Origin of the sequence: Bacillus sp. SLBN-46 (genome assembly GCF_031453555.1) — a bacterium.
Classification (GTDB): Bacteria; Bacillota; Bacilli; order Bacillales; family Cytobacillaceae; genus Neobacillus.
In genome coordinates, this window is record NZ_JAVIZM010000001.1 from 1,436,924 (window position 1) to 1,451,037 (window position 14,114).

16 protein-coding genes and 2 pseudogenes are annotated in these 14,114 nt (G+C 39.5%); 11 read left to right on the top strand and 7 right to left on the bottom strand.

The features are described from left to right. The first annotated feature begins 2 nt into the window (after window positions 1-2). The 3 genes from QFZ87_RS07205 to yunB all read left to right on the top strand — a co-directional run bounded on the left by QFZ87_RS07205 (window position 3) and on the right by yunB (window position 2,616). Entirely contained in the window at window positions 3-1,355 is a 1,353-nt protein-coding gene (locus QFZ87_RS07205) for a bifunctional metallophosphatase/5'-nucleotidase (RefSeq protein ID WP_309859621.1), read from the top strand. A gap of 72 nt (window positions 1,356-1,427) precedes the next feature. Then, window positions 1,428-1,730 (top strand): YunC family protein, encoded by a 303-nt coding sequence (locus QFZ87_RS07210; protein ID WP_309859624.1) that lies wholly within the window; start codon window positions 1,428-1,430, stop codon window positions 1,728-1,730. Between the two features lie 85 nt (window positions 1,731-1,815). Further along, window positions 1,816-2,616 (top strand): sporulation protein YunB, encoded by an 801-nt coding sequence (yunB, locus tag QFZ87_RS07215; protein WP_309859627.1) that lies wholly within the window; start codon window positions 1,816-1,818, stop codon window positions 2,614-2,616. A 24-nt stretch (window positions 2,617-2,640) separates the two neighbouring features. Here the strand turns inward: yunB and QFZ87_RS07220 are convergent, their stop codons facing one another. Then, window positions 2,641-3,633, bottom strand: coding sequence for a M23 family metallopeptidase (locus tag QFZ87_RS07220; RefSeq protein WP_396133901.1), 993 nt, complete (start codon window positions 3,631-3,633; stop codon window positions 2,641-2,643). A 176-nt stretch (window positions 3,634-3,809) separates the two neighbouring features. Between QFZ87_RS07220 and lipA the strand changes: the two genes are divergently transcribed. After that, on the top strand, window positions 3,810-4,727 hold the full coding sequence (gene lipA / locus QFZ87_RS07225) for a lipoyl synthase (RefSeq protein ID WP_309859629.1): 918 nt from the start codon (window positions 3,810-3,812) through the stop codon (window positions 4,725-4,727). Between the two features lie 46 nt (window positions 4,728-4,773). On the opposite strand, the gene QFZ87_RS07230 is transcribed toward lipA, so the two are convergent. Then, window positions 4,774-5,427: a YhcN/YlaJ family sporulation lipoprotein gene (locus QFZ87_RS07230; RefSeq protein WP_308082640.1), complete on the bottom strand. Its 654-nt coding sequence runs from the start codon at window positions 5,425-5,427 to the stop codon at window positions 4,774-4,776. 113 nt (window positions 5,428-5,540) lie between these two features. Between QFZ87_RS07230 and QFZ87_RS07235 the strand changes: the two genes are divergently transcribed. After that, window positions 5,541-5,816, top strand: coding sequence for a YutD family protein (locus QFZ87_RS07235; protein ID WP_308082641.1), 276 nt, complete (start codon window positions 5,541-5,543; stop codon window positions 5,814-5,816). Between the two features lie 44 nt (window positions 5,817-5,860). On the opposite strand, the gene QFZ87_RS07240 is transcribed toward QFZ87_RS07235, so the two are convergent. Next, on the bottom strand, window positions 5,861-6,145 hold the full coding sequence (locus QFZ87_RS07240; protein WP_309859632.1) for a cytosolic protein: 285 nt from the start codon (window positions 6,143-6,145) through the stop codon (window positions 5,861-5,863). A 56-nt stretch (window positions 6,146-6,201) separates the two neighbouring features. Then, window positions 6,202-6,468: a DUF3055 domain-containing protein gene (locus tag QFZ87_RS07245; protein WP_309859636.1), complete on the bottom strand. Its 267-nt coding sequence runs from the start codon at window positions 6,466-6,468 to the stop codon at window positions 6,202-6,204. A 102-nt stretch (window positions 6,469-6,570) separates the two neighbouring features. Between QFZ87_RS07245 and QFZ87_RS07250 the strand changes: the two genes are divergently transcribed. Genes QFZ87_RS07250 through QFZ87_RS07260 form a run of 3 tightly spaced genes read left to right on the top strand, consistent with a single transcriptional unit; the run spans window position 6,571 to window position 9,236 of the window. After that, a complete protein-coding gene (locus QFZ87_RS07250) occupies window positions 6,571-7,956 on the top strand; it encodes an EAL domain-containing protein (RefSeq protein WP_309859638.1) in 1,386 nt (461 codons plus the stop codon). Between the two features lie 18 nt (window positions 7,957-7,974). After that, the gene (locus tag QFZ87_RS07255; RefSeq protein ID WP_309859642.1) at window positions 7,975-8,412 is read left to right on the top strand and encodes a DUF86 domain-containing protein; all 438 of its coding nucleotides are present in this window, start codon (window positions 7,975-7,977) and stop codon (window positions 8,410-8,412) included. Between the two features lie 59 nt (window positions 8,413-8,471). Continuing rightward, entirely contained in the window at window positions 8,472-9,236 is a 765-nt protein-coding gene (locus tag QFZ87_RS07260; protein WP_309859645.1) for a TIGR01457 family HAD-type hydrolase, read from the top strand. A 51-nt stretch (window positions 9,237-9,287) separates the two neighbouring features. Here the strand turns inward: QFZ87_RS07260 and QFZ87_RS07265 are convergent, their stop codons facing one another. Further along, a complete protein-coding gene (locus tag QFZ87_RS07265; protein ID WP_309859647.1) occupies window positions 9,288-9,809 on the bottom strand; it encodes a phosphatidylglycerophosphatase A family protein in 522 nt (173 codons plus the stop codon). A gap of 208 nt (window positions 9,810-10,017) precedes the next feature. Between QFZ87_RS07265 and yutH the strand changes: the two genes are divergently transcribed. Then, window positions 10,018-11,025: a spore coat putative kinase YutH gene (gene yutH / locus QFZ87_RS07270; protein ID WP_309859651.1), complete on the top strand. Its 1,008-nt coding sequence runs from the start codon at window positions 10,018-10,020 to the stop codon at window positions 11,023-11,025. Window positions 11,026-11,116: 91 nt separating this feature from the next. Next, window positions 11,117-12,106, top strand: a complete 990-nt coding sequence (locus QFZ87_RS07275; protein ID WP_309859654.1) for a 2-hydroxyacid dehydrogenase — start codon at window positions 11,117-11,119, stop codon at window positions 12,104-12,106. A 48-nt stretch (window positions 12,107-12,154) separates the two neighbouring features. Here the strand turns inward: QFZ87_RS07275 and QFZ87_RS07280 are convergent. Next, window positions 12,155-12,385, bottom strand: a pseudogene (locus tag QFZ87_RS07280) (NifU family protein); the annotation flags it as partial. A gap of 155 nt (window positions 12,386-12,540) precedes the next feature. Between QFZ87_RS07280 and QFZ87_RS07285 the strand changes: the two are divergent. Further along, window positions 12,541-12,867, top strand: a complete 327-nt coding sequence (locus tag QFZ87_RS07285; protein WP_309859656.1) for a YuzD family protein — start codon at window positions 12,541-12,543, stop codon at window positions 12,865-12,867. 52 nt (window positions 12,868-12,919) lie between these two features. On the opposite strand, the pseudogene QFZ87_RS07290 reads toward QFZ87_RS07285, so the two are convergent. Next, a pseudogene (locus QFZ87_RS07290) lies at window positions 12,920-13,988 on the bottom strand (NAD(P)/FAD-dependent oxidoreductase). Window positions 13,989-14,114 lie beyond the last annotated feature (126 nt).

A 14,114-nucleotide genomic window follows, 5' to 3' on the forward strand; every position in this document is an offset into this window, starting at 1 on the left:
AAATGGAAACGATACATATTTTTCATACCAATGATTTACACAGCCACCTCGAGCATTGGCCGCGCATTCAACATTTCTTGAACCAACAGAGAGAGCAACTCAAGAAAAAGGGAGAAGAAGTTTTCTTATTTGATATTGGCGACTTTCTTGATCGTTGGCACCCTTATACGGAGGCAACTAGAGGCAAGGGGAATGTCTCTCTTTTAAATGAGTGTCAATATACGGCTGTCACGATTGGTAATAATGAGGGGATTAATCTCCCATTCGAGGATTTAAACCAGCTATATGATGAAGCTAAGTTTGACGTCATATTAGCCAATCTTTATGTAAATCAAGACTATCCTTCTTGGGCAAAGCCTTATGAGATTTACAGGACAAGTAGGGGAACTAAGATTGGGGTCCTAGGATTAACCGCTCCATTTACCCATCTCTACGAACTGCTTGGCTGGAGAATGACTGACCCAATTGAAGAACTGAGCAACTGGATACAGCCTTTAAAAAAAGAAGCGGACATCATCATTCTACTTTCCCACCTTGGCTTTAATGAGGATGAACGCATTGCGGAAGAATTTCCAGATATTGATGTGATTCTAGGTGCCCATACCCATCATGTTCTGGAGAGAGGAAAGGAAATCAACCAAGTTCTTCTTGGGGCAGCCGGAAAGCATGGGAACTTCGTTGGTCATGTAACTCTTCATTTGGAAGAGAAAAAGAAACTTTCCCAAAAAGAAGCAAACCTCTATGATTTTAACGAGCTACCGGCTGTCTTAAATGAACAAGAGAAAATTGCCTCCTTTTTAAAAGAGGGGCAGGGCATGTTAAGCGAAAAAGTCACGTTCATTACCGAGCCTTTACAAAGTGATCCCTTCCGTGAAACCAATTTCGTACGATTGCTTTGTGAAGCGTTAAGGGAATGGTGCGGGACAGATTGTGCCGTCGTGAATGCAGGGCTCCTTCTGGCTCCTTTATCGGGGGAAGTCACTGAGTACGATTTGCTCTCTATTTGTCCACATCCCATAAATCCGTGTGTCATTGAATTAACAGGGAAAGAATTAACGTCTATTCTCGAGCAAACAAAGGATGAAGCCTTGCATCATAAACAAATAAAGGGACTAGGCTTCAGAGGTACTGTGCTAGGCATTTTCGTCTATGACCAAATTATCACCAAAGGTAAAACAATCTTTGTTGCAGGTAAGGAATTGGAGCTTGATCAGACCTACACCCTCGCACTTCCTGATATGTTTACCTTTGGTCACTTTTTCAAAAACATCCTTCCGAATAAAGAAAAGAAGTATTTCTTGCCTGAGTTTTTACGGGATATATTAAAGTGGAAGCTTTCAGGTTCCCATTCATAATTAAAACACTATGGATACACGCTTTTTCCAAACTCATCATAAAGTGATAGTGAGGAAAGGAGTGTTGGGAAATTGATTGATCTTTCGCCAATTGAAATAAACGGCCATACCTTCCTGGCTGTTTCCGTATTACTTCCAAAAACAACTTTGCTTGCTGTGACAAGCGATAAAGGATATATTATGTGCGGTGCCTTAGATGTGAGCTTATTAAATGAGAAGTTAAAGGATCGTAAAATCATTGCCGGTCGTGCAGTCGGTGTGAGAACGATTGACCAGCTACTAAATGCTCCGCTAGAATCTGTCACATTAGAAGCAGAAGAATTAGGTATTCACCAAGGGATGATAGGTAAAGATGCCTTGTTGAAGATGGTTTAAAAAGCTTGCTGAAAAACAGCAGGCTTTTTTTATGGGCTAGTTCACCTTTTCCTTGCATACATATAGCATGAAGGGGTGATTGTTCTTGAGAAAATTACGCCGGCATCTTCCTAAACGTGGACCGCTGCCTTTCCGATATGTTATGCTACTGACCTTTGTTTTTTTTCTGTTTTCCACTGCTACTGGCTTATGGCTGGTTAATAAAGGGATCGAGCCCACCTTAATGAGGTATGCTGAATCAGAAACGCGTAATATTGCGTCGCTTGTCATCAACAGGGCAATTACAAAACGGACGACAAATGTGGGAGACAATAATGAAGTAATAAAAATTGTGCCAGGCAGCAATGGAAAAGGGCAAAATGCGCAGTTGAATACAGATTTAATTAATCGGGTATTAGCTGAAACCACCGCACAAATTCAAAAGAATTTAAAAACAGCCAAACGAGGCGAAATCGCCTTATTAGAGACGGACGTAGAAATTGAAACAGAAAATACGGAAAAAGAAGATGGAATTGTTTGGTACGTACCATTAGGGCAATCCACAAATATTTCATTGTTAGGGAATATTGGACCAAAGATACCAGTCAAATTCCATGCTATTGGTGAAGTGGAACCGGATGTCCATATCCAAACAAAAGAAATGGGAATTAATAATACTTGGGTGGAGGTTTCTGTGGATATACAGGTCTCCGTTCAAATTATTACCCCGTTTGCAACGAAAATTACTAAATTAAAACAAAGCATTCCTGTAGGGGGGTCCTTGGTGGAAGGAGAGGTTCCCCAATTTTACAATGGAGGCGGAGGAAGCATCACACCATCTATTCAAATACCAGACAAGAACACCGACACCAAAACCAAATCCGAAACGAAAAAGTCCGGAAAGTAGCAAGAGGCTGACCCATGTCAGCCTCTACTTTTTTCGTATACTCATCCGTTCCAGACGTTTCCATTTAGCTAAATGTGGATAAGGGTCAAATGACCATTCGGTTATTCCATTGTCTTTGTACATACCATAGTGCAAGTGAGGAGGGAATTTTCCTGAAGTTCCTGGAGGACCGTATCCAGAGCTTCCAACACCACCAATGACCATTCCTGGCTCTACAATCTGACCAACTTTTAAGTCCTTAGCAAACCCGCTTAGATGGGCAAAGTAATGATACGTATTATTAATATCACGAATACCGATTCTCCATCCACCAAACTTATTCCAGCCTTTCATTTCAATAATGCCATAGTTGGTAGCTCGAACAGGAACGCCATAGCCTGCAAAAATATCCGTACCTTCGTGTATTCTTCTCCCGCCCCAACCTCGTGCATCTCCCCAAGTACTTCTATAGCTATGATTACTACGAATAGGCACAGGGAATACTTGAGTATCTAAATTGAGCCGTCCGAAATGGCGATAAATTTTTGCCTTACCAGCAATAATTCCGACCGTTTTATCACGATGGTAGTAATTCCAAAGCCCAATCTTTATATTATCAGGGTCGACACCGTAAGAAAGAAGATAATGGGCAAATGCATATAAAACATCCTCATCGCTTTTAAGGCTTGCTTTTCCATCCCCATTTGCATCCACACCCATTCCGTTGAAAAACTGGATGACAGCAGGGTTTTCTTCTTCCAAGTTCGGATTGGTCAGACCCGCCCACTCTTCAGGACGAAAGTAGATTCCAATTACACTATTTGGTTTAGGCAAGTCTTTGCGGACCTGACGGATGCTTCTTTCGTATTGATCAATGGCTGCTAAATAATACCACGGAATTTGTGTGACCGTTTCAACTTTTTTATATAATTTCATTCTTTCCTTATATGGATCGGGTTCCTCCGCATGTGCATTCCTTACAGCAAAAGAAGAGGTGAAGAATAAAAGGAAAGTTCCAATAATCAGAACAGCCCGCAACAGGAATCCTCCTTCCCAATTAATGTACATGTTTAGTTTATGGATATTGAGTTATTTCATTATCGCTAATAATTGGTAATAAAACCTCCTTGCTTGTCGTTCCTTTTCTAGTATGGTAAAGTGACAAAGAAGAACTCACTCACCATACATATTAATGGGATTCAAGGGGTGTCATAATGAGTAAAAAAGAAGAAATTCTACGAAAGCCTGACTGGCTAAAAATAAAGCTAAATACCAATGAGTCATACACAGGGTTAAAGAAAATGATGCGTGAAAAAAATCTTCATACAGTTTGTGAAGAGGCCCGCTGCCCTAATATACACGAATGCTGGGCAGTAAGACGTACAGCAACCTTTATGATTCTTGGTGATACATGTACGCGTGCGTGCCGTTTCTGTGCGGTTAAAACGGGTTTACCAACTGAATTAGATTTACAAGAGCCTGAAAGAGTGGCGGACTCCGTTCAATTAATGAACTTAAAGCATGTGGTAGTTACAGCCGTTGCACGTGATGATTTAAAAGACGGCGGGGCCGCTGTTTTTGCTGAAACGGTTCGTGCCATTCGTCGTAAAAATCCATTTACCAGTATTGAAGTGCTTCCTTCTGATATGGGTGGGAAAGAAGAAAATCTACAGCTATTAATGGATGCGAAACCGGATATCCTTAATCATAATATTGAAACCGTTAGACGCTTAACACCAAGAGTGAGAGCTCGCGCTAAATACGATCGCTCTCTCGAGTTCCTCCGTCGTGCGAAAGAAATGCAGCCAAGCATTCCAACAAAATCAAGTTTAATGATTGGTATCGGAGAAACGAAAGAAGAAATCTTGGAAGTAATGGATGACTTAAGAGCGAATCATGTAGATATTATGACGATAGGTCAGTATTTACAGCCGACGAAAAGTCATCTAAAGGTTGAGAAATATTATAGCCCTGATGAATTTAAGGAATTACAACAGATCGCAATGAGCAAGGGATTTAGCCATTGTGAAGCAGGCCCACTTGTCCGTTCATCATATCATGCGGATGAACAAGTAAATGCAGCAGCGAAACATAAACACTTACTTGGTGAAAAAGAAGCCCAGGAAGCATAAAGTGGGAAGAGAGAGGCTGACTGATGTCAACCTCTCTTTTTTAGTTCTAACGCTTATGCATATTAATCCTTTTGATATCCATATCATCTTGTGTTTCACCGTTTTCGTTTTCGCTATCACTCAAGCGCATACCCTGAGGGGATTTTTTCATTTGTGTGATTAGTTCTGTAACGGCATGACGCGCATTACGGCTTGTAGAGTCAAGATTAGCTAAATTCTCTACATCGCGCATTAGCGTTTTATTATCTGTTACATAGACGTGATAGTACCTTGGTACGACTGAAAAAGCGGTTTTCTTCACCTGATCAGCCGTCATATTACGATCTTTTGAATCGGTAGTATAAGCAATCAACACTTCCTGATCAGTAACAAGTGTGGCTGCGTCATTCACGTTAGGAACATTGACACTATATTTACTAATAATATTGGCAAGCTGTTCGCGGTCTAAGGCTGTATAGCCGTCATTGGCCGTATTATCATTCATTATTGGGCTCTTTTGGTGGCGAACAAAACCATAATTGTCGCTAACGTTACGTACGCCACGGCTTGCACCTTCATTGTAAAGTTCGTGTCTTTTGTTATTCACATTAATGGTATTACCGCTTTCTTCATATACATCACGATTTCCCATATCCTTTGAGCATCCAGTTAATGCTGTTATGGTACATAATCCAGCGATTATGATAAATTTTTTCATCATATACACCTCCTTTTATTAGAATGGCCAATGTTCCGTTTTTTTTTCTTAGTAATTGATGGTGAATCGGTTATAATGGATAGTAGGAAATGGCTGGGATAACTGAGGTGAATAATATGATCGTAATAAACAATATCTCTTATGAAATTCTCCAGGAATATCGGGATGGGTATAATGAAGAGGCTTTTAAATCAAGGTATAGCGATATTTTATCTAGGTATGATTATATTGTAGGGGATTGGGGATACGGACAGCTGCGCCTGAAAGGGTTCTTTGATGACCAAAACCAAAAAGCTACTTTTGATACAAAAATTAGCACATTAAGTGAGTACCTTTATGAATATTGCAACTTTGGCTGTGCATACTTTGTATTGAAAAAAGTGAAAAAATAAAGAGGTTGACTTGTGTCAACCTCTTTTTACTATACCATTGGTTTTTATTCATTATAGGGAGCCTGTTTGTCTGTTTCAGGGTCATCATGTGGCGGGTGTGCCCCGTCCATCTGTCTAGGCAAATCTTCATGAAGTGATTTATATTCATAATTAAATGCACTATAGTAGCGCTGTTCTTTTTCCCAAGGGGTGCTTTTATTCTCAACTGGATCATTTTTACCCCTCGGAGATCCGTATGGTCCCTCTGGAAGATCCTCTACCGTTAAGAAGTTCCTTTGAGCTTCCACATTCGAGAAATCATGATACTGCTCAGAATCTTTATCTGCCATGATAAACACACTCCTTTACCCCCTATTATTTGAAAAGAAGTGTGTATTTATGAAACTTAAATTAACTCCATCAAAAAGCCGCGTAATTCCTCGGCATCATCTTCACTTAACTGAAAAGCATATTCTAAATAACCCTCTTCTTGTAAATCATCCAATCCAATAATAGCAAAGCGGTTTCCTTGCATATCAAGTACCAAATGCTTTCCGTAATGACGATCACTTTGGACAATAGCTAAATCAAATCGCTGGTTATCTCCAACAAAGCTAACAAATCTTGTTTTCGTATTTTCTGTATCATCGTATAGGAAAAAGCGTTCTTTCATGAAATGGTCTCCTTTTAATTAAAACTGACATCTCTTATATAGTAACAAATAAATAGGACGGAGGGGAGGAAAGAATATTTCGTGATTTTTTACTAGAAATTTATGGTTAAAAAAACACGAATGATGTCAGATTATGCTACAATATACGTAAATCATGTATGTTGGCTTCTGAGAGGGATGAATTTAATGGTCCGTCGGTACAAAGAAAAGGTCAAAAGTGTATTGAAATGGGGAAAGATTGTCTTACCTCTTTCAACCATGCGCTTTTATCCTCCCCAATTTATATTAAGAAATCCTGTGTTAGAAGGGGTAAAAGCTGCTTTTCAAGAAGGACACGAAGTAGCTGTTGTTGTCTTTCATTTAAATGATATGAATGAATTGTCAGAGCAGTTAGGACAATCCCAAAGCCATCAATTTATCAAACATACAAAAAAATTCTTTCGCTCTGCTGTGGAGAAAGAAATAGACAAGCAAGATGTGATTACCCTTGATGATTTTTACGGTGATGGACTAACGTTATACATAAAAGTAGATTATACACGACATTCTCTCTCTGAGATTGACTTAGGGATGAGAAAAATTGTTTATATTGTGGAGCATAGCCTTCAAAAGGCTTATCCCTACCTCCAGCCTGTATTTAAGACTGGATATATGTTTGTAGAAAAGAAGCATTTGTCCATTCAGGATGCAATTGGAAGAGCTCAAAGGCAGGCTATTGCAATGGCTGAAAAACGTGTAAAATCTGAATTTAATGAAATGGTCTACTTAATGAAAAGGATTATTTCCAAAAAAGATATAAAATTATTAGCACAACCAATCATAGACGTGGCTACGAAAGAAGTACGCGCGTGGGAGATGCTGACGCGTGGTCCAACAGGGTCGGTTCTCGAAAGCCCTTTACCGTTGTTTTCGGTAGCAAGGCAAACAGGCTTGCTATATGACTTAGAAATGATTGTGATTGAAAAGGTGCTTGAACAAATAAAAGCTGCCAAGTGCAGGAAAGATATATTTGTGAATTGTACGCCGCTCACGCTTGGAAATATCCGATTTACCCGCGATCTAAAAAATTTAATGCAGCAATATAAGGATATACCACCTCGACAGATTACCATTGAGGTAACGGAAAACGATTCGATTGAAGGACTAAAAAACTTTATCTATAATATAAAAATGCTGCGCTTACTGGGCTATAAAATTGCCATGGATGATACAGGCGCTGGGTATTCTAGCTTGAGTATTATTAGTGACATCATGCCAGATATTATTAAAATTGATCGTTCAGTTATTCAAAATATAGATAAAAATTCTATTAAGGAATCCATGTTAAAAGGGCTGATGCTAGTAGCTAGGGAAGCGGGCTCCCTAGTTGTTGCAGAAGGAATCGAAAATGAAAACGAGGCATCTGTACTCACAAGAAACAATGTGGACTTGGCACAAGGGTATTTTTATGCACGACCTACAGCGTTGGTATCAGCTATTGCAACCTAGAAAGAGGAGTGGGATCCAATGTATTTTGTAGACAGGGAAAAAATAGAAGCAACATTAATTTACTTAGAAGAATTAATTCACCTCTTTTCGCAGCAAAAAAATTGGTCATCATCCCTGGAAAAAGCGGCTTTAGAACGGTTAAATCACATGATGATTGAGTCTGTTTTAGATGTCGGAAATGCAATGATTGACGGCTTTATCATGCGTGATCCAGGAAGCTATGAAGACATTATCGATATCTTAGTCGATGAAAAAGTCATTACGGCTGAAACAGGAGAAAGTTTAAAAATTCTTATTCACTATCGTAAAAAACTTGTACAGGACTATATTAGTATCGATCATCTAGAACTAAACAATCAGTTTTCAGCTTATCTTCATGAGTTGGTCACTTTCGCGGCAAATGTTCGGGAGTATTTGGCCAATGAACTAGGGCCTGTTTCTGCATTTAAAAACTAATTAGAGGTTGACGCAGTCAACCTTTTTCTTTTAGGGAAATATACTAAGGGAGTGATGATATGAAAAAGTATAAAGGCTATTTAATTGATTTAGATGGAACGATGTATAAGGGATCTGAGCGGATTGAAGCTGCCTCTGATTTTGTGAAAAATCTCCGAGACAACGGAATCCCGTATCTGTTTGTCACGAATAATTCATCAAGGACGCCTGCACAGGTGGCTGAGAAACTGGTTAGTTTTGATATTCCAGCCGAAGAAAAAATGGTCTTTACTACGAGTCAGGCAACCGCAAATTTCATTTATGAACAAAAAAAGGATGCAACTGTATATGTTATTGGTGAAGAGGGGATACAGACAGCTATTGAAGAAAAAGGTTTTTCATTTGCTGGTGAAGAGGCTGATTTTGTCGTTGTGGGCATAGACCGTGAAATCACCTATGAAAAATTAGCTGTTGCTTGTTTAGCGGTACGAAACGGGGCTAGATTTATCTCAACTAATGGAGATATAGCAATCCCAACTGAAAGAGGGCTATTACCGGGGAATGGTTCACTAACATCTGTTATTTCCGTTTCTACCCAGACCAAACCAATCTTTATTGGCAAACCTGAGTCGATTATTATGGAACAAGCGTTAAAGGTTTTAGGAACAGCTAAAGAAGAAACATTGATGGTTGGAGACTATTATGATACAGATATATTAGCAGGAATGAATGCAGGGATGGATACCTTACTAGTCCATACAGGAGTCACCACAAAACAATTGCTCACCGGCTATGACCGCCAGCCAACCTTTGTTGTTGATACCCTAGACCAATGGAAACTATAACGGGGACAGTCCCCCACTGCTTTAAAGCGGCGGGGGACTGTCCCCTTTTTTTTATTTCTCTTTTTCTCTTTCTTCCTCTTGTCGTGCGGCGCGGTGTGCCAGTCGGCTTGAGGCAGCGGCGGCGATGGCGCCGACGATATCATCTAAGAATGTATGGCATTCACCAGTGGATTTATCATTTAAGTGCGCTAAAATCCCGGGCTTTAATTTGTCGATGTATCCGTAGTTTGTAAAACCGATGGACCCGTATACATTCACAATAGAAAACGCCAGGATTTCATCCACCCCATAAAGACTTTCGTCGGATCCAATGATCGATTGAAGAGGCTCCTCTAACATCCCTTTTTCTGCAAGCATATCAAGCTGTATTCCTGTGATTATGGCATTTTGTACTTCACGTTTAGAAAGAACACGTTCCACGTTTGCTATACAGTCTTCCATTTTGAGGTTTTTATGGTACTTTTCCTGCAAAAAGAAGACTAAATCAGCCATATCCTGAACTTCAACGCCTCTTTCTTTTAGCCATCTGCGAGCTGTTTCTTCAGTGAGATCTACTTTTTTGTGGTCTGCCATCCTCTGATCACCTTTTCTTTGGATTTTCACTATATATATACTCTTTTTCCATAAGATATGCAATTTTATCTAAAAGGAGTAAACCAAAATTTTATTATCTCCTTCACCAAACTCCGCTATTCTTTTTAAAAAACAGGGGAAGAAACAAGTTTTTGAATGCCCATACATATATATGAGGTAAATAGATGTTTAGAGACGAGGTGGAGGTATGCTTCAAAAATTGCTTGAGAATCAATATGGGGTTACTGTTGAGGAATATGTGAAATTAGATAGGTATGATGCGCTAAGAGGAAATGGATGGTTGTATTTAGTCTCCAATCCTTCTGGCAGGGAAGAAGCAGATGTGACGGAGCTTGAGAAAATTGCTGAACATTTAAGAAATTATGGCGATCAATATGTCCCCATCTTCTTGCCAACCAAGGAAGGTCAACTTATTACCACTTGGGAGCAAAATAAATATTGTGTGTTAGCCAATCGGCAAATGGAAGAACAGCGAAAAATCAAACTGGGACGAAAGCTAGCTAAATTTCACGAACGTGGCCGCAGGGTCCCCTTTCAAATTGAAAGGTCTAGCAGAATAGGGGAATGGAAGTCCTTATGGGAAAAGCGTCTCGAACAAATGGAAAAAGTGTGGAACAATCTACTTTTCCAAACACCAGAAGATGAATTCGAAAGGATGTTCATTGATTCATTTCCTTACTACTTAGGATTAACGGAGAATGCGATTCAATATTTGGTTGATTCGGAGCTTGATGATGAGCCTACAGAAACAGATGGCGGGACTGTTTGTCATGAACGTTTTACACAGCAAACATGGGGTGGACATTACATGATTAAAAATCCCTTTGATTGGGTTTTTGATCACCGTAGCCGAGACTTAGCTGAATGGACAAGAGAAAGATATTTCCGAAATATCCAAACCTATGATGTAGATTTAAAACAGTTTTTTAACGAATACCAAAGTGTTTCCCCATTAACATCCTTTTCCTGGAGGTTGTTATATTCAAGATTGATTTTTCCACTTCACTATTATGATTGTATTGAAAGTTATTATATTACTCGTTCTGAACAGGATAAGAAGGTATTAGAGGAACGCTTAAGCAAAATATTACGGCAAACAAGTGAGTACGAACGATTTTTGGCCGGATTCTTCCAAATGGCTGGTGCACCGATTCGCCGGTTCAACCTCCCTCAATTGGAGTGGCTTGGAAAATAATTTATAGTATTCAGACTTGTGGAACAATGTTTAAAAAAACATATGGTAAAATAATAATGTGATTCAGAATAATTAAGGAAGTGAATGCAGCATGAAGCCATACGTTTTTATTACACGTAAGCTTCCAGACGAAGTTGTAAAACCACTACTGCAAAACTATGAAGTGAGCATGTGGGAACATGAGGATATTCCTGTTCCAAAAGATTTACTCCTTTCTGAAGCAAAAAAAGCAGATGCACTACTGACTATGCTATCAGATTCCATTGATGAAAAGATTCTAACCGCTGGAAAGAAGTTAAAGGTAGTCGCAAACCTAGCTGTGGGTTTTGACAATATTGATCTAAAGGTTGCCAGCAGAGAGGGAGTCGCAGTGTGTAATACACCTGATGTGTTAACGGATACTACTGCTGATCTAACCTTTGGACTGCTTATGGCGACAGCAAGAAGATTGATGGAAGCGGCAGAGTTTGTGAAAGACGGCAAATGGAAAAGCTGGAGCCCATTGTTGTTAGCTGGACATGACATTCATCATAAAACAATTGGCATAGTTGGTATGGGGAAAATCGGTGAGACGGTAGCAAAACGGGCAACAGGGTTTGAGATGAATATTCTATACCATAACCGAACACGTAAGCCAGCGGTCGAACAACAGCTTGGAGCATTGTATGTGAGCCTTGATGAATTAGTGGAAAAAGCGGATTTTATTGTTTGTCTAACTCCGCTCACGAGTGAAACGAAAAATATGTTTACCCGTGATATGTTTAAGAAAATGAAGCATTCAGCTATTTTTATTAATGCTGGAAGAGGTCCCGTTGTTGATGAACAGGCCCTATTTGATGCATTAGTTGCAGGAGAGATTGCTGGTGCGGGTCTTGATGTGTTTGAAAAAGAACCGATTGGGGCAGATCATCCGCTATTACAGCTTCCTAATGTTGTGGCATTGCCACATATCGGAAGTTCTAGTGTGGAGACAAGGATGGAAATGATGAGGCTCTGCTTGGCAAATATTCAAGCGGTGATAGAGGGAAATAAACCGAAGACATTGGTGAATAAAGATTGGAAACCCTTAGTCAAGGCTTAATAGCATAAATAAAGCGATTGCCACCTTGGCAATCGCTTTAACATTTTATTAAAATACTTGTTCGACTTCAACAACGCCTGGAACTTCTTCTAATAATGCTCTTTCAATTCCAGCCTTTAATGTGATCGTTGAACTTGGGCAGCTTCCGCAAGCACCTAATAAGCGGAGCTTAACAATACCATCCTCTACATCTACTAATTCACAATCCCCGCCATCGCGAAGAAGAAATGGACGTAATTTATCTAGTACTTCTTGAACTTGCTCAAACATTTGTTGTTCTTCCACTGTTAATCGACTCCTTTCCTACTTATATTATAATGTCATTAGTGCTAAAAATCCATTCTCAGAAATTAGTAAAGCACACATTTAAATACATTTTCTTAGTTTTTATAGTAAATATAAAGTACAATAAAAGAAAAAAGGCAGGAATATACATGAGTAGAATTGAAGTGGAAATCGTTCTTTATGGTGCTGAACAATTATGTCCTAGCTGTGTGAATTTACCTTCTTCAAAAGAAACCTTCGAATGGCTTGAAGCTGCTGTTGCAAGAAAGTTTCCTAATCAGCCAGTTAAGATGGTTTATGTAGATATACAGCAACCCACTGGTGATGATGAAAAACTTGGCTTTGCCCAAAGAGTCATTGATGAGGACATGTTTTATCCTGTAGTCGTAATCAAAGACAAAGTAGTGGGTGAAGGAAACCCACGTTTAAAGACCATATTTTCAGAACTAGAAAAATACGGCTATCAAGCAATGTAAAAAAAGAAGCATTCCCCGGTGGAATGCTTCTTTTAATAACGTTGTACGACTATTATCCGTTGTGAAATTTATACATCCAAAGAATTCCTGATTTCAATAAACGGGCCACACGTCCGGTAATGGCATGATCAGCCATCAATCCAAAGCCATGCTTTTTTGCCGAGAGAGCCAAGGATGCCCTTTAATTTAATTGGAGGGAACGATGTAGGAGGCTCCTCACCTTTCCAGCGTCTTTTTAGCACCTCAACAATTTGCTCAGCCTGTCCCTCAGCCAATTGAGCACTAGGAGCATGCGGAAGGCTTGCACAGTCACCGACAACAAACACGTGCTCATCACTTGGCAAATGATGAAGTGGGGTAAGGACCAATCTTCCCATACGATCTTTTTCTCCGTCCATATCGCGGACAATTTTACTTGCTTGAATGCCAGCCGTCCATACAATCACATCACAATCGATAGGAACATCGTGATTGTATAACTTCTTTTCTTCTACTTTAGTGATATTTGAATTGTTAATAATTTCCACGTTGTTTTTAACAAACCAATTTTCCACATATTTACTTAAACGTTCAGGAAAAGAGGATAAAATGTGGTTTCCTCTATCAAATAATTTGATCTGTAGGTCTTCTCGGCTTTCACTTAATTCGCTAGCTAACTCTACTCCACTTAGACCAGCACCGACAATCGCTACAACAGAACCAGGTCCGAGATTGTTTAATACAGAGTACGTGTGACGTGATTTATCAATACTCTGTATGCTATAGGTAAATTGATCTGCACCTGGAACATCATGGTACTTATCCTCGCAGCCAAGACCCACAACTAAATCATCGTAGCTAATTGCCTCAGCATCCTTTAATTCAATCTTTTTATCAGTCGTATTAATCCCGATAACCTCGCCGTATTTTACGACTAAACGAGGGTGTTCCGGGAAGGTAACACGGATTTCTTTATCTGAAATCGTTCCAGCGGCTAATGCATAATATTCCGTTTTTAAGCAGTGGTAAGGGACTCGGTCAACAAGTGTAATTGTTACGTCCTCTGGTAAATGATTTGGAAGAAGCTCGCTTAGAATCTTCATCCCGCCGTATCCACCACCGAGAATGACAAGGTTTTTCATTATTAATTCCCCTTTGTTTATCCGGTTTTTCATAAAGAATGGTTAGCGCTTGCAATTTTAAAATATTAGAATAATAATCTCTTTCTTTACCACATACGAGTATAACTAAAATGTGTACAAATAACA